Origin of the sequence: Acidisphaera sp. L21, from assembly GCF_009765685.1 — a bacterium.
Lineage (GTDB): Bacteria > Pseudomonadota > Alphaproteobacteria > Acetobacterales > Acetobacteraceae > LMUY01.
Genome location: NZ_LMUY01000151.1, coordinates 89322 through 110060 on the forward strand (window position 1 = coordinate 89322; position 20739 = coordinate 110060).

General features: G+C 67.1%; 21 protein-coding genes. 3 read left to right on the top strand and 18 right to left on the bottom strand.

Annotated elements, in window-relative coordinates; all coding sequences use genetic code 11:
- Positions 1–36: 36 nt before the first annotated feature.
- Together GSQ76_RS28840 and GSQ76_RS28845 are read left to right on the top strand one after the other, a co-directional pair.
- Positions 37–963 (top strand): glycine/sarcosine/betaine reductase selenoprotein B family protein, encoded by a 927-nt coding sequence (locus GSQ76_RS28840; protein ID WP_216851347.1) that lies wholly within the window; start codon positions 37–39, stop codon positions 961–963.
- Positions 964–1045: 82 nt separating this feature from the next.
- Complete coding sequence (locus tag GSQ76_RS28845) at positions 1046–2176, top strand: acyltransferase (protein WP_158747523.1); 1131 nt, start codon at positions 1046–1048, stop codon at positions 2174–2176.
- Here GSQ76_RS28845 and GSQ76_RS28850 read toward each other — a convergent pair.
- The 6 genes from GSQ76_RS28850 to GSQ76_RS28875 all read right to left on the bottom strand — a co-directional run bounded on the left by GSQ76_RS28850 (position 2114) and on the right by GSQ76_RS28875 (position 9014).
- Positions 2114–2824 (bottom strand): ABC transporter ATP-binding protein, encoded by a 711-nt coding sequence (locus tag GSQ76_RS28850; protein ID WP_158747524.1) that lies wholly within the window; start codon positions 2822–2824, stop codon positions 2114–2116. The genes GSQ76_RS28845 and GSQ76_RS28850 overlap by 63 nt on opposite strands.
- A complete protein-coding gene (locus tag GSQ76_RS28855) occupies positions 2821–3624 on the bottom strand; it encodes an ABC transporter ATP-binding protein (RefSeq protein ID WP_158747525.1) in 804 nt (267 codons plus the stop codon). Before GSQ76_RS28855 ends, GSQ76_RS28850 begins: the two co-directional genes overlap by 4 nt.
- Entirely contained in the window at positions 3621–5252 is a 1632-nt protein-coding gene (locus tag GSQ76_RS28860; RefSeq protein ID WP_158747526.1) for a branched-chain amino acid ABC transporter permease, read from the bottom strand. Before GSQ76_RS28860 ends, GSQ76_RS28855 begins: the two co-directional genes overlap by 4 nt.
- A gap of 4 nt (positions 5253–5256) precedes the next feature.
- The gene (locus GSQ76_RS28865; RefSeq protein ID WP_158747527.1) at positions 5257–6333 is read right to left on the bottom strand and encodes a branched-chain amino acid ABC transporter permease; all 1077 of its coding nucleotides are present in this window, start codon (positions 6331–6333) and stop codon (positions 5257–5259) included.
- A 5-nt stretch (positions 6334–6338) separates the two neighbouring features.
- Positions 6339–7595 (bottom strand): branched-chain amino acid ABC transporter substrate-binding protein, encoded by a 1257-nt coding sequence (locus tag GSQ76_RS28870; protein WP_158747528.1) that lies wholly within the window; start codon positions 7593–7595, stop codon positions 6339–6341.
- Between the two features lie 75 nt (positions 7596–7670).
- Entirely contained in the window at positions 7671–9014 is a 1344-nt protein-coding gene (locus GSQ76_RS28875; RefSeq protein WP_216851348.1) for an NtaA/DmoA family FMN-dependent monooxygenase, read from the bottom strand.
- A 206-nt stretch (positions 9015–9220) separates the two neighbouring features.
- Here GSQ76_RS28875 and GSQ76_RS28880 point away from each other — a divergent pair, with 206 nt between their 5' ends.
- Positions 9221–9991: a Bax inhibitor-1/YccA family protein gene (locus GSQ76_RS28880; protein WP_158747529.1), complete on the top strand. Its 771-nt coding sequence runs from the start codon at positions 9221–9223 to the stop codon at positions 9989–9991.
- A gap of 48 nt (positions 9992–10039) precedes the next feature.
- On the opposite strand, the gene GSQ76_RS28885 is transcribed toward GSQ76_RS28880, so the two are convergent.
- From GSQ76_RS28885 to secY, 12 genes are all read right to left on the bottom strand, one after another.
- The gene (locus GSQ76_RS28885) at positions 10040–10309 is read right to left on the bottom strand and encodes an acylphosphatase (RefSeq protein ID WP_158747530.1); all 270 of its coding nucleotides are present in this window, start codon (positions 10307–10309) and stop codon (positions 10040–10042) included.
- The gene (locus GSQ76_RS28890; RefSeq protein ID WP_158747531.1) at positions 10306–11007 is read right to left on the bottom strand and encodes an ATP12 family chaperone protein; all 702 of its coding nucleotides are present in this window, start codon (positions 11005–11007) and stop codon (positions 10306–10308) included. The genes GSQ76_RS28885 and GSQ76_RS28890 overlap by 4 nt, the downstream gene beginning before the upstream one ends.
- Positions 11004–13169: an AsmA family protein gene (locus GSQ76_RS28895; RefSeq protein ID WP_158747532.1), complete on the bottom strand. Its 2166-nt coding sequence runs from the start codon at positions 13167–13169 to the stop codon at positions 11004–11006. Before GSQ76_RS28895 ends, GSQ76_RS28890 begins: the two co-directional genes overlap by 4 nt.
- A gap of 24 nt (positions 13170–13193) precedes the next feature.
- The gene (locus tag GSQ76_RS28900; protein WP_158747533.1) at positions 13194–14192 is read right to left on the bottom strand and encodes an RluA family pseudouridine synthase; all 999 of its coding nucleotides are present in this window, start codon (positions 14190–14192) and stop codon (positions 13194–13196) included.
- Positions 14193–14203: 11 nt separating this feature from the next.
- On the bottom strand, positions 14204–15565 hold the full coding sequence (locus GSQ76_RS28905; RefSeq protein WP_158747534.1) for a replication-associated recombination protein A: 1362 nt from the start codon (positions 15563–15565) through the stop codon (positions 14204–14206).
- Entirely contained in the window at positions 15565–16047 is a 483-nt protein-coding gene (locus GSQ76_RS28910) for a hypothetical protein (protein ID WP_158747535.1), read from the bottom strand. Before GSQ76_RS28910 ends, GSQ76_RS28905 begins: the two co-directional genes overlap by 1 nt.
- Before the next feature lie 4 nt (positions 16048–16051).
- Positions 16052–16471 (bottom strand): 50S ribosomal protein L17, encoded by a 420-nt coding sequence (gene rplQ / locus GSQ76_RS28915; RefSeq protein ID WP_158747536.1) that lies wholly within the window; start codon positions 16469–16471, stop codon positions 16052–16054.
- A 12-nt stretch (positions 16472–16483) separates the two neighbouring features.
- The gene (locus GSQ76_RS28920; protein ID WP_158747537.1) at positions 16484–17518 is read right to left on the bottom strand and encodes a DNA-directed RNA polymerase subunit alpha; all 1035 of its coding nucleotides are present in this window, start codon (positions 17516–17518) and stop codon (positions 16484–16486) included.
- Positions 17519–17579: 61 nt separating this feature from the next.
- Positions 17580–17969: a 30S ribosomal protein S11 gene (gene rpsK / locus GSQ76_RS28925; protein ID WP_158747538.1), complete on the bottom strand. Its 390-nt coding sequence runs from the start codon at positions 17967–17969 to the stop codon at positions 17580–17582.
- 46 nt (positions 17970–18015) lie between these two features.
- Positions 18016–18393 (bottom strand): 30S ribosomal protein S13, encoded by a 378-nt coding sequence (gene rpsM, locus GSQ76_RS28930; protein WP_158747539.1) that lies wholly within the window; start codon positions 18391–18393, stop codon positions 18016–18018.
- Positions 18394–18558: 165 nt separating this feature from the next.
- On the bottom strand, positions 18559–19248 hold the full coding sequence (locus GSQ76_RS28935) for an adenylate kinase (RefSeq protein WP_158747540.1): 690 nt from the start codon (positions 19246–19248) through the stop codon (positions 18559–18561).
- Positions 19245–20591, bottom strand: coding sequence for a preprotein translocase subunit SecY (gene secY / locus GSQ76_RS28940; RefSeq protein ID WP_158747541.1), 1347 nt, complete (start codon positions 20589–20591; stop codon positions 19245–19247). The genes GSQ76_RS28935 and secY overlap by 4 nt, the downstream gene beginning before the upstream one ends.
- Between the last annotated feature and the right edge of the window lie 148 nt (positions 20592–20739).

A 20739-nucleotide genomic window follows, 5' to 3' on the forward strand; every position in this document is an offset into this window, starting at 1 on the left:
GCTGTCCCACCGCTTGCGGCGATGGGAGTGTTGATCGTGCCGAATGCGTTCTCACCCGGATTTTCGCCGGATTCCGACCGCCCGATCCCGTATATGGACCGCACGCGCGACTTCTACCGCGCCATCGGGTTCACGGTGCCATATCGCTGGGCCTCGTTTGCGGAGGTGCCGTTCACGCCTCTGCACAAGACGCTGGCCGAATCCTGCGTCGCACTGATCACGACCGCCGCGCCGTTCGACCCGGCAAAGGGCGACCAGGGGCCGGGCGCGCCGTATAACAGTGCGGCGAAGTTCTTCACGGTCTATTCCGGCGATACGGCGGCCGAGCACGATCTGCGCATCTCCCACGTCACGTATGACCGCACCCATACCAGCGCCGTGGACCAGGCGAGCTATTTCCCGCTGCGCGCCCTGCGCGATGCGGTGGTGGCCGGGCGGATCGGGCGGGTCGCGGCGCGGTTTCACGGCGCACCCACCAATCGCAGCCATCGCGCCACGATCACCACCGACGCGCCAGAGATCGTGCGCCGCAGCCAGGAGGATGGGGTGGATATCGCGGTGCTGGTGCCGAACTGTCCGGTTTGCCACCAGACCCTCTCCCTCGTGGCGCGGCAGTTGGAGGCGGCGGGCATCCCGACGGTCATCATGGGGTGCGCCAAGGACATCGTGGAGCATTGCGGCGTTCCGCGGTTCCTGTTCAGCGACTTTCCGCTGGGCAATGGCGCCGGCAAACCGGGGGACCGCTCGACACAGGACTTCACGCTGGGGTTGGCGTTGCGGGTGCTGGAAACCGCGCCGGGTTCGCGCACGACTGTGCAGTCCCCGTTGCGCTGGGCGGACGATGCGGCGTGGAAACTGGATTTCTCAAACGTCGACCGCATCGCGCCCGAGGAATTGGAGCGCCAGCGGGCCGAGTTTTTGGCGCAGAAGGCGGTCGCGCACGCCGTCCGCGCAGCCAGTTGAGACGCGTCTGCCGCAGTAACACCTTAGTTCTCGGGGCGTGATATCCGGGGTCCCGTAACATCGGCGGCTGTGCGGTCGACGCATGATGGGAGAGATCCGACAACTCACCGGCCTACGCGGCGTCTGCGCGTTAATAGTCGTGATTGGACATTACGCCAGCGGTGAAAATTCGTTTCTAATTTACTTTACGTTTCAGAACGTGGTGGTCGACGTCTTCTTCTGCCTCAGCGCCTTCACCTTGTGCCTGGTGTATGGCGCGGGGGGTCGGGGGACGCTGCGGCTGGGGGCATTCGCGGGTGCGCGGGTGGCGCGGATCTATCCGGTGTATTTGGTGACGCTACTGATCACCATCGTCGTGCAGCGTTCGTGCGACCCGGCACCCTTGGCGACCTCGCACCTGTTGGGCCAGGCGTTGCTGCTGAACGCCCTGCCAGTGCCCGGTTTGGCGGGGGCGTGGAACAACCCGGCCTGGTCCGTCTCGGTGGAGGCGTTTTGCTATGCGCTGGTCTTCCCGTTGGCGTTTCGCGCCAGTCGTCGCCTGGCCGCGAGGCCACGGTTGGTGGCGGTGCTGCTGGCGGTCGCCGTGGCGGCTGACTACATCGCGTTCCGCTACTATTTCGACATCCGGGCGCTGCTGATCGGGGCGGGGCCGCCGGAGCGTGCAGTCGCCTATTGGATGCCGCTACTGCGTGGGGTGTCGATGTTCGCGGGCGGGTGGCTGGCCTACCTGCTGTGGCTGCGCGGGCCGGCATGGGCGGCGATCATGGGCATGGCGACCGATGCGGTGGCGGTGCTGATCGTCATTCTCGCCATCTGGGCGGCGCCGCAGCAGATGGAGTTGCAGATGCTCGTGCTGCTGGCCCCATTGCTGGTCGCCGGGTTGATGGACGGCACATCCGTGACGGCCCGGTTGCTGGCGACGGCCCCGGCGGTGTGGCTCGGACGGGTGTCGTTTTCGCTCTATCTGATCCATCAGCCGGTGCTGCTGGCGTATGGGGCATTCGATTCTTCACATGAGGGGATGCGGCGGTTCGTCGTGCCGCTGGCCGCGACTGCGGTGATCGCGCTGGCACTGTTCTACGGCGTGGAGATGCCGATGCGCCGGGTGCTGAGGCGGGTGCTGGTGGCGCCGGGGCTCGCCCACTCTGGCCTAACCCAGATAGGCGGTCCGCACCGCCTCGCTATCGATCAGCTCCGGCCCGGGGCCGGCTAGGACGATCTCGCCGGACTGCAGCACGTAGGCCATCTGGGCGATTTCCAGCGCCATGTAGGCGTTCTGCTCCACCAGCAGGATCGTGACACCGAGTTTGTTAATCGCGACGATGGTTTCGAACACCTGGTCCACGAAGCGGGGGGCCAGGCCCATGCTGGGCTCGTCCATCAGCAGGGTGCGGGGCTTGGACATCAGGGCGCGGCCCATGGCGAGCATCTGCTGCTCGCCGCCGGAGAGCGTGCCGGCGAGTTGGGTCATGCGTTCGCGCAGGCGGGGGAATAGGCCCAGCACTCGGTCCAGATCTTCGGCCAACTCACCCCGGGGGCTGCGGCGGCGGAAGGCACCCATGCTGAGGTTCTCGCGCACCGTCAGGCGGCTGAAGACGCGGCGGCCCTCGGGCACCTGCACGAGGCCGAGCGGTACTAGATCGTGCGGGGGGATGGTGGTGACGTCGCGGCCGTCCAGGGTGATGCGGCCCTGGGTAAGCGTGCGCAGGCCGCAGATCGCGTTCAGCGTGGTGGTTTTGCCGGCACCGTTGGCACCGACGACGGCGCAGATCGTGCCCTCGGCGACTGAAAGGGAGACGCCGCGGAGGGCGCGGATGTTGCCGTAGGCGACGTGCAGGTCATCGGCGGCGAGTGCGCTCAACCCTGGCGCTCCAGCGCGTCCATGCCGTGCTTGGCGGCGCGGGCGCCCAGGTAGGCGGCGATGACCGCCGAGTTCTCGCGGATTTCGGCGGGCGTGCCCTCGGCGATGCAGGCGCCGTGGTCGAGCACGGTGATGCGCTCGGAAATGCCCATGACGACGCGCATCTGGTGCTCGATGAGGATAATGGTGAGGCCGAACTCGTCGCGCAGGCGGCGGATGAGTTCGAGCATGGCGTGGCTTTCCACGGGGTTCATGCCGGCGGCTGGCTCGTCCAGCAGGAGGAGGACCGGGTCGATGGACATGGCACGGGCGATTTCCAGGCGGCGTTGGTCGCCGTAGGGCAGATGCCGGGCCAGGCGGTCGCCGCGGCCGACCAGGCCCACGGCGGCCAGCAGGGCGGTGGCGCGGGCGATGGTGTCGCGGACCTTGCGGTGGTGGGCGGGGGTGGCGAACAGGGCGCCGAGCAGGGATTCAGGGGATTTCGCGTCCAGGCCGACCATGATGTTCTCGATGGCCGTCAAATCCGGGAACAAGCGAATATTCTGGTAGGTGCGGGCGATGCCGTGGCTGGCGACCAAGTCGGGGCGCAGGCCGTCGATGCGGGCGCCGTTGAGGTAGATCTCCCCAGCGCTGGGCTTCACGAAGGAGGTGAGGCAGTTGAAGAGCGTGGTCTTCCCTGCCCCGTTCGGGCCGATGATGGCGTGGATGGCGGCCTTCGGCACGGCGAGGTTGACGTTGTCGATCGCCAGCAGGCCGCCGAAGCGTTTGCTGATACCGGTAGCGGAGAGCAGCAGCGTCATAGCGCCTCCCGCTGGCGGATGGCCTTGGGGCTGAGGCCGTCCGGCTTCAGGCGGACCACAGCGATGACGACGATGCCGTAGATGAGGTAGCGGTATTCGCCGAGGTCGCGGAGGACTTCGGGGGCGCCGATGAGGGCGGCGGCGCCGATGATGACGCCGGGCAGGCTGCCGATGCCGCCGACGACCAGGATCGCCAGCACGTTCACCGAGACGAGCAATTGGAAGCTTTGCGGGAAGACGGAGCCGACCATCCCGGCGAAGATGCCGCCTGCGAGGCCAGCGAACCCGGCGCCCATCGTGTAGGCAGAGAGTTTGACGCCGACGAGGTTGATGCCGAGGGCTTGGGCGACATCCTCGTCCTCCCGCACCGCCAGCCAGCGGCGGCCGAGGCCGGAATGCTGCAGGCGCCAGGCGATGTAGCCGGCGGCGGCGGCCATGATCGCCGTCATGTAGAACAGCCGTGTGGGGGAGCTGAGGACGAAGCCGAACAATGCGGGTTTGGGGATGTTGACGATGCCCTGGGCGCCGCCGAGTTCTGGCTTCAGCATGTCGGAGAGGACCAGCACGCGGATGATCTCGCCCAGGCCGAGCGTGGCGATGGCGAGGTAGTCGCCGCGGACTTTCAGTACGGGGAGGCCGAACAGGAACCCGGCCAGGGCGGCGAAGGCGATGGAGAATGGGAGGGCGGCGAAGAAGGTCAGGTGGCCGCCTGCCCCGGTTGCATCCGCCGTCAGCAGGCCCACGGTGTAGGCGCCGACCGCGAAGAAGGCGACGAAGCCGAGGTCGACCAGGCCGGCCAGGCCCAGCTCGATATTCAGGCCCAAGCCCATGAGGGTGTAGAGGCAGACCAGCATCATCACCTGGGCGACGAAATCGTTGGTCAGCGCTGGGAGGGCGAGCAAGACGAGGAGGCAGAGCAGGCGGGCGCCGAGTTTTACCCGGGGGGGAAGCTGGGCGTATCGGGCGGCGCCGGGACGTATTGTGACGAGCGCCCCGATCGCGGCGGAGACGGCGGCGCCGGCGGGGAGCAGGCCGTCATAGGTGAAACCCCAATCGTCCACACCGCCGAGGCCGCCGAGAATGCCACGGATCAGTTCGCGCAGCAGGCCGGCGCAGACGACGCCGCCGAGCGCGCCGAGCACGATGCGGCGGGGGATGGGCCCGCAGAGGACGAGGCCGGCGCCGACCAGCGCAGCGCAGGCGCCGGATGCGGCCAGGACCAAGGCAGCCTGGTCGTCGGGCAGCAGGAAGCCGACCCGGTTCAGCGTGACCGGGGTGAGCGAGACCAGCATCCAGCGCAGATTGGCCCAGCGCGCGACGACCACCAGGGCCTGCACCAGGCCGCCCGCCACGGCCCCGGAGATGAGGGCGACGATTAGCACCGACGCCATTCGCTGCCGCCGGGCCAGCACCGCGCCGCCGGCCAGGGCAGCGGCGAGCATCAGGGAGTGGCCGATATCCAGCACGCCGACCACCATCGCCCGATCGCTGAACTGGCCGAACAGCCCGACGAGGACGGTGAAGGCGCAGACGACTGCGACGGAGATGGTCACGTTCACCGCCGGGCGCAGGCCGCCGGGGAGTGCGATGGGTCGCCGGGCGACGCCCTGGGCCAGGTCGCTCGCCACCTTGTTACGCCCGTGCCGTGGACAGACGCTCACCCAGCAGGCCGCGGGGGCGGAAGATCAGCACCATCACCAGCATGGTGTAGGCAATGGCGTCGCGCAGTTGGTAGGGCGCGGTGACGCCAAGGCCCTCGAGGAAGGCGGCGGGGCCGAGGCTTTCCACGAGGCCGAGCGCGTAGCCGCCGAGCATGGCGCCGGGGATGTTGCCGATGCCGCCGAGGACGGCGGCGCCGAAGCCCTTCACGCCCAGGAAGAAGCCCATGAAGAAGGAGATCTGCTTGAACACCAGCCCGTAGAGCAGCCCGGCGATGCCCGCCAGCGCGCCGCCGAGCGCGAAGGTGAAGACGATCACCCGGTCGACGTTGATGCCCATGAGGGTGGCGGCGTCCTTGTCCTCCGCCACGGCGCGCATGGCGGTGCCGATACGGGTGCGCATGACGATGAGGGTGAGCACGATCATGGTGAGCACCGCGGCGGCCACCACGACCAGTTGGACGCGGGGGACGGAGAAGCCGGCGAAGGCGACGATGCCGTCGATGCCGGGCATGGTGGGGAAGGATTTGTTCTGCGCGCCGAACATGCCGCGCGCCGAGTATTCCAGCACGAAGGACAGGCCCAGCGTGCTGATGAGTGGCGCCAGGGAGCGGCCGCGGCGAAAGGGGCGGTAGGCAATCCGCTCCCCCAAGATGGCGATCCCGGCGGAGACGGCGATGCAGACGATGACGGCGATGGTGAAGCTGATCACCGGGTAGGCATTGAGGATGCCGGCGCGGTTACAGGCGATGAGCGAGAAGCAGGCGGCGTAGGCGCCGAACATGAAGACGTCGCCATGGGCGAAGTTCACCATGCGCAGGATGCCGTAGACCATGGTGTAGCCGAGCGCGATCAGGGCGTAGATCGCCCCGATCGTCAGCCCGAAGGCGAGGAAGGAGAACCATTCCTCCCGCCCGTAGCGGGGGTGGAGCAGGCCGGCGACGAAGCCGGTGCCCACCACCGCCAGAACCACGATCCGCAACGCCAGCAGAAACCAATCGACGGCGGTGGCGCGGCGGAGCCAGTCCTGTAGAAACCCGGCCTGCGGCATCCCGGCTACGGGTAGACGTGCTTGGGGTTCACGCCGATCTTGAAGCTGCTGGGGTCCCCGCTGGTGTATTCGAAGACGGCGAAGTGGGAGGCGCCGCAGTCGCCGAACTTGTCGCAGCTCAGCTTGCCGGTGATGCCATCGAGGTCGGTGGTCGCCATCAGCGCGTCGCGTAGCGCCTTGCGACCGATATAGGTGTCGCCGGCCGCGTCGGTCTTCGCCACCTTCTCGATCGCGGTCATCATCGCCAGGGCAGCGTCGTAGCCGTTGCCGTGGAAGCCGCCGATCGGGTCCTCGCCGAACTTCGTCTTGTACTTGGCCAGGAAGTCGCCGTAGCGCGAGCCCATCAGCTTGGGGTCGTTGTCGATGCCGGTGAGGCGGTAGCCGATGGCGCTATCGCCCGCGGCCTCGAGAAACGAGGGGGAGAGCACGGCGTCGGTGCCCAGGACTGGCACCTTGGCCATGCCGGGCACTTCCTTTTCCTGCCGGGTGAGGTAGGCGGAGGCGCCGGTGAAGATCGGGGCGAACAGCAATTCGGGCTGCGAGGTGCCGATGCGCGTCAGCACCGGGCGCAGGTCGGTGTCGGAGGGGGAAATCGCCTCGGCCGCGACGATGGTGCCGCCGGCGGCCTTGAATTGCTTGGCGAAGGCGGTGGCCAATTCCTCGGCGTACAGGCTGCCGTCGTGCAGGGTGGCGGCCTTGGTCACCTTCAGGGACTGGGCATATTTCACGGCGGCAGCAGCGGCGTTCAGATCGTTGTAGACGAAGCGGACGATGCCCTGCAGGCCCATCGGTCGATCGGCCGCGGTCAATGCCGGGGCGGTGGCGCTGGTGACGGCCTGTGGCATGCCGGCATTCCAAAGGATGGGCGAGCCACCGCGGGATTCGGACGAGCAGGCGGTGCCGATGACGCCGACGACCTGCTTGTTGGCGGCAATGCGGGTGGCGCCGGTCTGGCCGCCTTCCACGCTGCACTGGCCGTCCTCTGGCAGGTATTTGATCGGGTGGCCGACCAGCATGTTCTTGTGGTCGTCGAACGCGATCTCCGCCCCGCGAGAGGCGTCGACGCCGAGCGACAGGTCGGGGCCGGAGAGGACCAGGAGGGCGGCGATGAGAATCGGTTGGCCCTTGGGGATTTTCACCACGCCGACATCGTCGGTGACGGGGCCTACGGTCTCTGCCCGGGGATGCCCGGCGAGGATCGTGGTGGCCAGGCAGGTCACGGCGAATCCGCGCAGGACGGCGCGGCGCAGACGGGTGGTCATTCTGGCCATTCTCCCTCGGGCAAACCCGGAGCGGGTTCGGAACGAGCGGGACGAAGCAAGGCTTGTGCCAGGACGTTATTCTTCCGCCAAATTCTCGCGCAGGGTGCGACCCTTGTATTCGGTGCGGAAGCGGCCGCGGCGCTGCAGTTCGGGCACCAGCAGGTCCACGATCGCGATCAGGTCACCCGGCATCGACACGATGTGGCCCAGCATGAAGCCGCCGCGGCTGCCGGTGGCCTCGAAGGCTTCCTCCATGCGGTCGGCCAGTTGGGTGGGGGTGCCGGCGAAGGTCGTGTCCCACGAGGTGGCGAAGCGGCGGCCGTGGTCGAAGAACTCCTCCCGCGTGATTTCCACATCGGGGCCGATCTGCTGCGATAGCTCGTGCACCAGGCCCATGGGGGAGGCGTTGGCGGCGATGATGTCGTGGTGCAGTTGCCGCAGGGAGAAGCGTTGCGGCAGGGTCGAGAAGTCGTAGGCGGCGTTGTACGATAGGTAGGCCCCCACGGCATCCGCCGGGACGGCATCGAGGAGGAGGTCACGTCTGGCGTGGGCCTCGCGCTCGGTTTCGGCGACGACGATGGGGGTTTGCCAGAGGATACCGACGGTTTGGGGGTCGCGGCCTTGCTCGGTGAGCGCCTGGTCCAGGGCGATGCGCTGCTTCACCTGGAGCGGCAGCGCCATGTCGGCGCCGAACACGTGGTCGGCGACGTAAGCGGAGGCGCGAATGCCGCGGGGGGAGCCGCCGGCCTGGATCAGCACCGGGCGGCCCTGGGGCGAGGGCGGGGTGTTCAGCGGGCCTTGCACCTTGAAGAACCGGCCGGCGTGGCGGACGTCGTGGATTTTCGCCGGGTCGCCGACGCGGCCGGTGGCGCGGTCCCATAGCATGGCGTCGGGCTCGGCACTGTCCCAGAGCAGGCGGCATACGTCGACGAATTCCTCCATGCGTTCGTAGCGGCTGCCGTGCTCCATCAATTCGTCGAAGCCGAAATTGGCGGCGTCGGCCGGGCGGGTGGAAGTGACGAGGTTCATGGCGATGCGGCCGCCTGTCACGTGGTCCAGCGAGTTCATCAGCCGTGCGGTGTAATACGGGTGCATGAAGGTGGAGGAGTAGGTGAGGCCGTAGCCGATATGCTTGGTGACCCGGGACATGGCGACCATGATCGGGTTCAGATCCTGACGTGGCCAGTTCATGCCCCACTCGATGGCGGCGTCGCGCGAGCCGCGCCAGGTGTCGGGCACGCCGGTGCCATCGCCGGAGAAAATCATGTCGAGACAGCCGCGCTCGGCAATGCGGGCGACATCTTCATACATCGTGACATCTGGGAAGGTTCGACCCTCCCACGAACCCGGCATCCGCCAGCGGCCGCCCATATGCGTGTAGGAGAAATCGAACCCGAGATGCATGCGCGGCTTCGCCAAGGGCGGTTTTTCCCTTTAAATTGGTCATGTCTGGCCGAAAGCTGGTGCCGACACTCTGGCCGGGCGGGACTCAGCAAGATCGATGCCGCTGGTTTTAGGCGTCAGTCAGGTTAAGTGTTCGAAATCTACTTGATTGGTTTTCCGCTTCAGCCAACATAGGCACGGAGAGGGGGCATCTCGCCCCGTCACGAGGAAACCCATAGGCCATGGCCTACACTCCTGATTTTCGGTCGTATGCGCCGGCCAGTGCTGCGAGCACCGCGGCGCTAGACGCCGGGCTGCGCGCCTACATGCTGCGCGTCTACAACTGGATGACGTCCGGCCTACTGCTGACCGGCATCGTCGCCTACGGGGTGGCGCATACCCAGGCGATCAATCTGTTCTACCCGATGGTGCAGACACCGTTCGGCATGCATCGCACGCAGGGGCCGCTCGCGATCGTCGCGATGCTGGCGCCGCTGGCCTTCGTGCTGGTGCTGTCGTTCGGCGTGAACCGCCTGTCGCGCACCGCCGTGCAGGGCATCTTCTGGGCATTCTGCGCCGCGATGGGCGCGAGCCTGACGTCGATCTTCCTCGCCTATAGCGGCGAATCGATCGTGCGGACCTTCTTCATCACGGCGGCGACCTTCGGTGCGATGAGCCTGTTCGGCTACTCCACCAAGAAGGACCTGACGGGCATGGGCTCGTTCCTGATGATGGGCCTGTTCGGGATGATCCTGGCCAGCGTGGTCAACATCTTCATCGGCAGCAGCGGCCTGCAGTTCATGATCAGCATCGTTGGCGTGCTGGTGTTTACGGGCCTCACCGCCTACGACACGCAACGGATCAAAGCAACCTACGCGCAGTTCGCCTATTCCGAGGGCACGGATGAGGCTGGCAAGCGCAGCGTGTATGACGCGCTGAGCCTCTACTTGAACTTCATCAACCTGTTCATGCTTCTGCTTCAGCTCACGGGCAATCGCAGCAGCAACAACTAAGCCGGTATCGGTAAGGAAGGCTCCGGGGCGCAGGCTCCGGGGCCTTTTTCATGCCCGGCGGATGAAGCCGGGTTCGATGGGCGGTTCGGCCCAGTCTTCCTCGATCTTGGTGACGGAGGCCATGCGGGGGCCGCGGCGGCAGGCGCGCAGCAATTCCTCCACCGCGTCCAATTCGCCGTAGACCAGCGCCTCCACCGCGCCGTCGGCACGGTTGCGGACCCAGCCGACGACGCCGAGGGAACGGGCCTGCACCACCATCCAGTCGCGGTAGCCGACGCCCTGCACCCGGCCGGCAATGACCACCCGCTTGGCCCTCATCGCACCAACTCCATGAAGCGCGCGGCATCGGCAATATCGGTGGCGACCTGGCCCTGCCGAAGCTCCGCCGCATCGTCGGTGCCCCATTGCTCGATCTGGAACAGTTCATCCACGCGGGCGGTGACGTGGGCGTTTGCGGGCGTGATCTCCCCGCGGGCCAGGGCCAAACCGAGCACGAGGCTGCCCAAGGCCGGCACGGCGATGCCCAGGCCGGCGAGCACCCAGCCGCTTTCCGCCGCAACGGCGCGGCGCAGCGCTGCGAGGGCCGCCGGGTGTTGCTTCACGTGGATGATGCCCGTGGTGACGGTGAGCACTGCCCCTACTTCACGACGCGACCAGTCGAGCCAGGGGCGCCACGCGGTTTCCTGCCGTTCGACGAGCGCGGGCGGGGTGTCGGCCCAGTAACAGATGAGATCGGTTTCGCCATAGGCCGCGATGGCCGTCACGACGGCGCTGGTGTCTGGCACGATGCGAAGCTGGGCGGTGCCGGCAAGCCGGGTCAGCGGTACGTCGGTGTAGTCCATCACGCCGGTGGCTTGCCCGGCCGCTTGCCACTCGGCCGCGACGGCCTCGGCCAATCCATGTTGCGGCACCAGTAACGCCGGGCCGTCCGGAAGGCGCAGCGGTTTGCCATCCAGTTGTACGCCCCAGCCTTCGGGCGAGGCGATTGCGCGTGCCTCGGTCCAGACGCGCTTCATCGCAGCAGGCTCCGCAGCAGATCGGCGGGCTTGGGCGGCTTACCGGCGGCGGCCTCGGCCGGCAGTGGGCCGGCGCGGCCGTCGCGGGCGGCGGTGAGCTCGGCGGTGCAGTTCTCCGCCGAGCCGGCCAGGCCGCCGATCACCACGCCAACGCGGCCCGTGCCGTTGGCGGCGTCTAGCGCCGCGGTGGGGTGGCGTATGGACCCGTCCAGCCGCACGGGCGCGGACACGCCTGCCCCGCCCAGCCGCAGCAGGGGGCGTAGACGCAGCGCCATCGTCTCGTCGGACAGGTTCACCGTGCCCCCACCCTCCAACAGCAGGCGCGACGTGTCGAGCTTCAACGCGGGCAAGCTGATTTGCCCAGCCCTTGCATCCGCCTGGATCGCAAGGCAGCGCACGTGGCTGCGACCGTTCGTGTCGAGCCTGGCGCCGGCCATACGCATGATGTCGCCCAGGGCAGCCGATAGGGCGGCGTTCGATACATCGCCATCGACCAGAGCGATCCCGACATGCCCGTCCAGAGTCGCCGCCAGCGCGTGCGGCGTGGCGCCGGTGGCGTGCAAGGCGACATCCAACTCCGCCGTGGCGTCCGATCCGGTGGGGAGGCCGAATGCCTGCATCAGCGGATCCAGCGCGAAGGCGGCGGAGCGTAGAGCGAGTGCCACGGGCGGCGCCGGGGCATTGGCGTCGGCGCTGGCGGAGAAATCGACCCGCCCCTCCGGCGCTTGGACCGAGGCCGGATCGACCCGCAAGGCGCCGTTCTGCAGCACGATATGGCCGGTGGCGTTGTGGTACTCCGCGCCACCCAGCCGCAGCGTGGCGATGGAGAGCTGCAAATCCGCATCTGCCGCGTTCAAACGGGCCCATGGCAGCGGCGTGTCGGAGAACACCCGGGCTGGCGCGAGCGCAGCGGGCGGGGCGTTCGGCGCGGGGGCGGTTGGCGCTGGTGCCGCTGCGGGCGCGGGGCGTGCGAAGACCGTGCGGATCGCATCGAGGTCGAGCCGGTTGGACACCAATGTTCCGCGCAAGGCAGGCCGCGGGGCGGACAGGACGGCCAAATCGCCTGCTGCATCACCGAACGCCGACGACACGCTGAGCCCGCGCAGCCCAGCGCCGGTCGTGCCGGCCGGGACCAGGCCGCTGCCGATCTTCCAGGGCGCGCCGGCCATGCTGCCATCCGCATCCAACCGCGCGGGCTGGCCGGCGGGCCAGGTGAGCGACAGATGGCCCAGCGTGGCGCCCGGCATGTATCGGCCCAGATCGGACGCGCCCAGATGCAGCGACACATCCTGCGGCAACCCGCCGGCTGCGGGCAGCGTGGCAGCAAACTGGATATCGTGCAGCGCTGGCCAATCCTGGCGCTGCAGCAACCCGCCCAGTTGCGCCAGGTCTGGGACCGCGCCCTCCACCCGGCCAGACAGCGTGCGGGCGACGGGGTCGGCCGTGCCCGTTACGGCGAGCGTTGCGTTGCCGATCGCGGCCACGAGCTTCACCGGCCATGGACCGGCGACTGCCCCGGTCAATTGCGGGATGGTGCCGAGCGTCGCATCCAGCGTGACCGCCGTTCCGGATGATTGCGCCTGGGCCACCAGGTGCACCGGGCCGTCGCCGCCCTGCAGGGTGGCGCTGGGTAGATCGGCGACGATCGTCCGGCCAGTGACGCCGTCATGCCAAGTGACCCGGCCGGCATCCACGACCAGCCGGTCCAATATCGTCTGCGTCCGCGTGCCCGGCGTGGATGGCGATTGGGTGGCGCTGGGCGCCGGGGCCGCGCGTTCGAACTGCCAATTGCCGCGGCCATTCGCATCCGTCTCGATCAGGATATCGGGCCGCACCAGCGTTACCTGGGCCAGTTCTACCCGGTGCGACAGGAGCGGCAGCAGCTTCACCTGGAACTCGACCCGGCCCGCCGTCGCCATCGCGGGGCGGGAGCCACTCGGCATATTGGCGAAGGACACGTCCTCCGCCTCCAGCGTGGGGGTGAGCGACCAGCCGAGCCGCACGGGGCCGGCCAAGGTCAGGTCCCGGCCGGTGGCGCGGCGGACGGCTTCGACGATGCGGTCCTTCTGCCCGTTGGGGTCGAAGGACAATGCGACGCCCGCCACGGCTGCGATCACCACAACGGGCACCGCCGCGATCGCCACAACCCAGCCCTTCTTCATGCGCGCTCCCTGGCGTAACCGCCCCTATCTAGGATCGCGCAGCAGCCGCGTCACCGCCGGGGCGGACGGGGCTTGGAATCCCAGGGTGTTGAAGCTGTCGCGCATGTGGGGCGGCAGGTCCGCCGCGACCTCCAACGTGCCGCCCGCCGGGTGCGGCAGCAGGATCGAGCGGGCGTGCAGATGCAGCCGGTCGGCCAATCCCTCCACGAAGCTGCCGCCGCTGCCGTTGTCCCGCGGTTCCGAGTATTTCTCGTCGCCGACGATGACGGTGCCGAGGCTGACGCAGTGCACGCGGAGCTGGTGCGTGCGGCCGGTGAGCGGTTGCAGTTCCAGCCAGGATAGCTTGCGACCGGCGGCGTCCAGCAGGCGGTAATTGGTGTAGGCGCGCTGGCCTTCCTTGTCCTTGCGGTCGGTCGCCACCGTGCGGTCGCCGAAAAGGCCGGTCACGCGCTTCAGCGGCTGGTCGATCTGGCCGGATTCCGGGTTCGGATTGCCGACGACCACGGCCCAGTAGGTCTTCTCCACCTCCCGCGTGCGGAAGGAGGCCGCGAGTTTGGCGGCCATGCCGGGCGTGCGGGCGAGCACGATGACGCCAGAGGTGTCCCGGTCCAAGCGGTGCACCAGGCGGGGGCGGTCGCCGCCATCGCGCAGGGCGTCCAGCATGCCGTCCAGATGGCGGGTAATGCCAGGGCCGCCCTGGGTTGCCAGGCCGGAGGGCTTGTTCAGCACGATCAACTGGTCATCGCGATGGAGCACCATGCGCTCCATCTCCTTCACGTCGGCGGCGGTGACGCTGGGGGGGCGCTCGTCGGGGGCGGCGGGCATGCCGGGGGGGACGCGCACGGCCTGGCCGGGCACCAGACGCGCCGATGCCTCCACCCGGCGGCCATCGACGCGGATCTGGCCGGTGCGGCACAGCTTCTGCAACGCGCCCTGCGTCAACGCCGGGTAGTGCCGGCGCAGGAAGCGGTCGAGCCGGATGTCGGCATCGTCGTCGGAAACGGTTTGGATGGTCACGCCCATGGCAGTCCTACCTAGCCTTCATCTTGAGGGTCAGGTTTGACGCTCGCCACACGCTCGCGCCGCAAATTGGCCCAGTGTGCCATCCGCTTACCCAATTCCCGTTCGAACCCACGGTCGACGGGACGGTAGAAATTCTGTCGCTCGATACCCGGCGGGAAGTAGTCCTGGCCGGAGAACGAGTCTTCCGCATCGTGGTCGTAATCGTACCCGGCGCCGTAGCCGAGGTCCTTCATTAGCCGGGTCGGGGCGTTCAGGATGTGGCTGGGGGGCGCCAGGCTCCCCGTTTCCTGCGCGGCGCGCATCGCTTGGCCGAGGCCGACGTAGAGCGCGTTCGATTTCGGGGCTGAGCCCAAATACACCACGGCCTGCGCAATCGCCAATTCGCCCTCCGGGCTGCCGAGCCGCTCGTAGATCTCCCACGCCGTCAGGGCCTGCACCACGGCCTGGGGGTCGGCCAGGCCGATATCCTCGGAGGCGAAGCGGACCAGGCGGCGGGCGATGTAGCGCGGGTCCTCGCCGCCGGTGATCATGCGGCCATACCAATACAGCGCCGCATCCGGGTCCGATCCACGCAGGGATTTATGCAGGGCGGAGATGAGGTTGTAATGCTCCTCCCGGTCCTTGTCGTACAGCGCGGCGCGTTTGGCCAGCAGGCTGGAAAGAGCAGCCGGGTCGAGGGCCGGGCTGTCGGCCGGCAGGGCCTGCAATTGCTCCGCCATGTTCAGCAGATACCGGCCGTCGCCATCGGCCATGGCGCGGAGGGTCATGCGGGCGTCTTGCAGCAGCGGCAGGGCATGGTCGGCCTCGGCGCGGGCCAACAGCAATTCCAGCGCGTCGTCATCCAGCCGGCGCAGCACCAGCACCTGGCAGCGCGACAGCAATGCGCCGTTCAAGGCGAAGGAGGGGTTTTCGGTCGTCGCGCCAACCAGCACGACGGTGCCGTCTTCCACCACGGGCAGGAAGCCGTCCTGCTGGGCGCGGTTGAAGCGGTGGATCTCGTCTACGAACAGCAGGGTCGATTGGCCGGTGGCGCGGCGGCGCTTGGCTTCCTCAAACACTCGTTTCAGGTCGGCAACGCCGGAGAAGACGGCGGAGAGTTGGACGAAATGCAGGCCGGCTGCGGTCGCCAACAGACGGGCGATCGTCGTCTTGCCGACGCCGGGTGGGCCCCAAAAGATCAGCGACGCCAGCGAACCACGGGCGAGCATCCGGGTGATGGTGCCCTCCGGGCCGAGCAGGTGGTCCTGCCCGACAACATCGGCCAGCGTCTGCGGCCGCAGCCGGTCGGCCAGGGGGCCGTCGGGCGAGGGGGCGAACGGGGCTGCGTCGTCCTCCGGCGTGCCGAACAGGTCTTGGGGCGGCCGCCGGGCCATTAGGAAATGGCGGCGGTGCAGGCCGGACCCTGTTGCACATCGTTCGTGCCGGTGCCGGTTTCGTCCTGCAGGGTGAATAGGACGTCGCCCAAGGTCAGCGCCGCCAGGATCGAGCTGTCATAACCCGCGAGCGTGCCGCCATTGTCGATTGGATGAGTGGAAAGGCCGCCATTCGCCTCCCGCGTGACCAGCTTGCCGCACAGGGTGAAGCCCAGCTTCGGCATCAGCGGCACCGCTACCGTGAAGCTGTCCTCCGGATGCGCCGCATCCACGTGCAATGTGCCGGCGAGAACGCCCGAAAAGTAGACGGCGATCGTCTCTTCCTGCTGGGTGGTGCCCAGCCGGTCGACGACGGTGAGTGTCGTTTGGCGTGGACCCGCCTTGAGCGCCGGGTCCGGAGCCGTCGTCTGAGCCATGGCAACGCCGCCGGCCAGAAGACATCCGGCCGCGGCGACGAGCGCTGCGCGGCCGGTCAGCCTCATCGAATTACGCAGCCTCGTCCGCGACAGCTTCCGGACGGGGGCCGCTATCCTTGCCCTTGGCCGTCGGGTCACGCTCGACCAGTTCGATCACGGCCATGTCGGCCGCGTCGCCATAGCGCATGCCAGCCTTCAGCACGCGGGTGTAGCCACCCGGCCGCGCCTTGTACCGGGTCGCGAGCGAATCGAACAGCTTGGCGACGATCTTTTCGTCGCGAAGCTGCGCGTAGGCCTGGCGCCGGGCATGCAACCCGCCACGCTTGCCGAGGGTAATCAGCTTCTCCGCCACTGGCCGAAGCTCCTTGGCTTTCGGCAGAGTGGTGGTGATCTGTTCATGCTTCAGCAGCGCGACGGCCATGTTGCGGAACATGGCGAAGCGATGGCTGGTCGTGACGCTGAGCTTGCGGCCGCTCACACCGTGACGCATCTTCTTATATCCTCAAAAAGGCTCATCTAGCCGTTTGGCTAGGTCTTCGATGTTCTCCGGCGGCCAGCCGGGGACAGTGATCCCGAGAGTGAGGCCCATATTGGTCAGGACCTCCTTGATCTCGTTCAGCGACTTGCGGCCGAAGTTCGGGGTGCGAAGCATCTCTTGCTCCGACTTCTGCACCAGATCGCCAATATAAACGATATTGTCGTTCTTGAGGCAGTTGGCCGAACGGACCGACAACTCCAACTCGTCCACCTTGCGGAGCAGGTTGCGGTTGAAGGGCAGATCGTCGTGGTGCTCTTCGGCGCGCAACTGCTGCGGCTCGTCGAAGTTGATGAACAGCTGCAACTGGTCCTGCAGAATGCGGGCAGCGAGCGCCACCGCGTCTTCAGGCGTCACGGCGCCATTCGTTTCGACCGACAGCAACAGCTTGTCGTAGTTGGTGAGGTTGCCAACACGCGTCGGCTCAACGCGGTAGGACACGCGGCGCACCGGCGAGTAGATGCTATCGACCGGGATCAGCCCGATCGGGGCATCTTCCGGGCGGTTGCTGCTAGCGGGCTCGTAGCCCTTGCCCAAGTTGACCGTGAACTCCATGCCCAGCTTCACGCCCTCGTCCAACGTGCAGAGCACGAGGTCGGGGTTCATGATGTCGATGTCGTGCCCGGCCTGGATCTGGCCGGCCCGCACTTCACCGGGGCCTGTCGCGGTCAACACCATGCGCTTCGGACCTTCACCGTGCATGCGGAGCGCCAATTGCTTGACGTTCAGCACGATGTCGGTGACGTCTTCACGCACGCCTGGGATGCTGCTGAACTCGTGCAGCACGCCATCAATCTGGACGGCCGTCACCGCGGCGCCCTGCAGGGACGACAGCAGGATGCGGCGGATAGCATTGCCCAGCGTCATCCCGAAGCCGCGCTCCAGCGGCTCCGCTACGACCAGCGCAGTGCGCGACGGGTCGGAGCCGGGCTCGAACTCCAGCTTCTCCGGCTTGATCAGCGACTGCCAATTGCGCTGCATAACCGATGTGTCGTTTCTCATGTCAATTCGGGCCCCGCGTCATAGGACGCGAAGCCCGCCTTTCATCGAATGCGGTCCGGAATCAGACGCGGCGGCGCTTGCGCGGGCGACACCCGTTATGCGGGATCGGCGTCAGGTCACGGATCTGGGTGATGGAGAAACCGACCGCCTGAAGCGCGCGCAACGCGCTCTCACGGCCGGAACCCGGGCCATTCACCTCAATCTCCAAGGTCTCCATCCCGTGCTCGCGCGCCTTGCGGCCCGCGTCTTCGGCGGCGACCTGGGCGGCATACGGGGTAGACTTGCGGCTACCCTTGAACCCGCCCATGCCGGCGGACGACCAGGCGATGGTGTTGCCCTGGGCGTCGGTAATGGTGACCATGGTGTTGTTGAACGTAGCGTTCACGTGCGCCACGCCGGAGATGATATTCTTGCGCTCCTTGCGACGGGGACGCGCGGGGGCTTTCGCCATGAGGTGATCCTGTCTTCGTACGAGTGTTCGGCGCGGCGCCGGATGCTTACTTGGTGACTTTCTTCTTGCCGGCGATCGCCACCGCCTTGCCCTTGCGGGTGCGGGCGTTGGTGTGGGTGCGCTGGCCGCGCACCGGCAGGCCACGGCGATGGCGCAGGCCGCGATAGCAGCCCAGATCCATCAACCGCTTGATGTTCATCGCCACTTCGCGGCGCAGGTCGCCCTCGACCCGGAACTCACGGTCGATCAGCTCGCGGATCTTCAGCACTTCTTCGTCGGAAAGCTGATTGACCCGGCGATCGTCTGGAATTCCCAGCTTCTCGCAGATCCCGGCGGCCTTGGTTGGGCCGATGCCGTAAATGTAGCGAAGGCTGATCGTCACCCGCTTGTTAGTCGGGATATTCACACCGGCAATACGCGCCACGCTCGTCTCCTGGTCAAACCCGGGCTGCACGCCATCGCAGCGTGCAGCCGGGCTGGTGGTCGGGGCGGCCTGCTCGCCTCAGCGCTGGGCCACCAATAATAATATGCGGGCGCAAACGTTGCCGTTGCGCCGGAGAGGGTGCTTATAAGGCGACCCGATACAGAGTCAACGAACTTCAGTCACATCTAGGTGAACATGGTCGGTGGGCAGCGTTGCAAGCACCGATTCGATCGCTGCCGCAACCTCATCCATCGAGGCCATGCCGTCCAGCGTGTGCAGCCGGCCCGTTGCCTCGTAATGCGGCAGGATCGGCTTGGTCTGACGGTTGTAGACGTCCAGACGCTCCCGCACGGTTTCCCGGTTGTCATCGGGGCGGCGGATGAAGTCGGTGGAACCACACACGTCGCACACGCCAGCCTTGGCCGTCGGCTTGAAGGTGTCGTGGTAGCTGGTGCCGCATTTGGCGCAGGTGAACCGGCCAGCGATACGCTCCACTAACGCGGCATCGTCGACCTTCAGTTCGATGACGGCATCAAGTTCGAGCTTCAGCTCCGCCAACATATGGTCCAGCGCCTCGGCCTGGGCGACGGTTCGGGGGAAGCCATCGAGGATGAAGCCGTTCGCACAATCCGGCTGGCGCACGCGGTTGGCCAGCATGTCGATGATGATGTCGTCCGAGACGAGGGCGCCAGACGCCATCACCGCGGAGGCACGCTTGCCGACGTCGCTGCCGGCTGCGACTTCGCTACGCAGCATGTCGCCCGTCGAGATCTGCGCGACGCCATGCCGCTCCTGCAGCCGCTTCGCCTGGGTGCCTTTTCCCGCGCCGGGCGGGCCGAGCAGGATGAGTTTCATCGAGCCCTCCCGCGCACCTTCGACTTACGGATCAGCCCCTCATACTGGTGCGCCAGCAAATGCGACTGCACCTGCGTCACCGTGTCCATGGTGACCGATACGATGATCATCAGGCTGGTGCCACCGAAATAGAACGGGACGTTGTAGTTGGCGATCAGAACCTCCGGCAGCAGACAGACCACGCAGAGGTAGAGCGCGCCGATAGTCGTGAGCCGGGTGAGGATGCGGTCGAAATAGTCGGCGGTGTTGCTGCCGGGGCGAATGCCGGGGATGAAGCCGCCGTACTTCTTCAGGTTATCCGCGGTCTCCTGCGGGTTGAACACCACGGCGGTGTAGAAATACGAGAAGAAGATGATCATGCCCGCGTAGAGCGCGAGGTATAGCGGCTGGCCATGGGCCAACTCCGTCGACAGCCAGCCAAGGATGGAGTTGGGGTTGCTCTGCCCGAAGCCGGCGATCGTCGCGGGGATCAGCAGGATCGAAGAGGCGAAGATCGGCGGGATGACGCCGGCGGTGTTCACCTTCAGCGGCATGTGGGTCGAATCACCGCCGAACATGCGTTGGCCGACCTGGCGTTTGGGGTATTGCACCACGATCCGCCGCTGCGCCCGCTCCATGAACACGATGAAGGCGATGACGGCGACGGCGATCACCACGAAGGCGAGGATGAACACCGGCGACAGCGCGCCGGTGCGGCCCAGATCCAGCAGGGTGACGAGCGCGTGCGGCAGATTGGCCACGATGCCGGCGAAGATGATGAGGCTGGTGCCGTTGCCCACGCCACGGGCGGTGATCTGCTCGCCGAGCCACATCAGGAACATCGTCCCGCCGGTCAGCGTCACGACGCAGGAGAGGCGGAAGAACAGGCCGGGGTCCAGCACCGCGCCTAGGCCTGCCCGGTCGTGGAATGCCTCCAACCCGACGGCGATCCCGTAGGACTGGAAGATCGCGATCAGCACCGTCAGGTAGCGAGTGTATTGGTTCAGCTTCTTGCGGCCGCTCTCGCCTTCCTTCTTCAGGGATTCGAGCGAGGGGATCGCCGCCGACATCAGCTGCACGATGATCGAGGCACTGATATACGGCATGATGGTGAGCGCGAAGACCGTCATGCGGCTGAGATTGCCGCCGCTGAACATGTCGAACATGCCCAGCACGCCGCCGCCCTGCTCCGTCATGGCGTGGCTCATCACGGAGCCGTCGATGCCGGGCACCGGCACGTAGCTGCCGACGCGATAGACAATAAGAGCACCAAGGGTGAACCAGATCCGGTTCTTCAACTCGGTGGCCTTGCTGAAGGCACCGAGGTTCATGCTGCCAGCCATCTGCTCGGCGGCCGAAGCCATACGTCTATCCCCCAAGAACCCTCGGCATATAGTGTGCCGTGCGGATCGTTCTACGTGCAAGTCTCTGGGGGACACGCCCCCACGCCACAACCGAAGGGTACTACCCTTCGGAAGCCTGGAATAAGGGGTGCCGGGGACTTACGCCCCC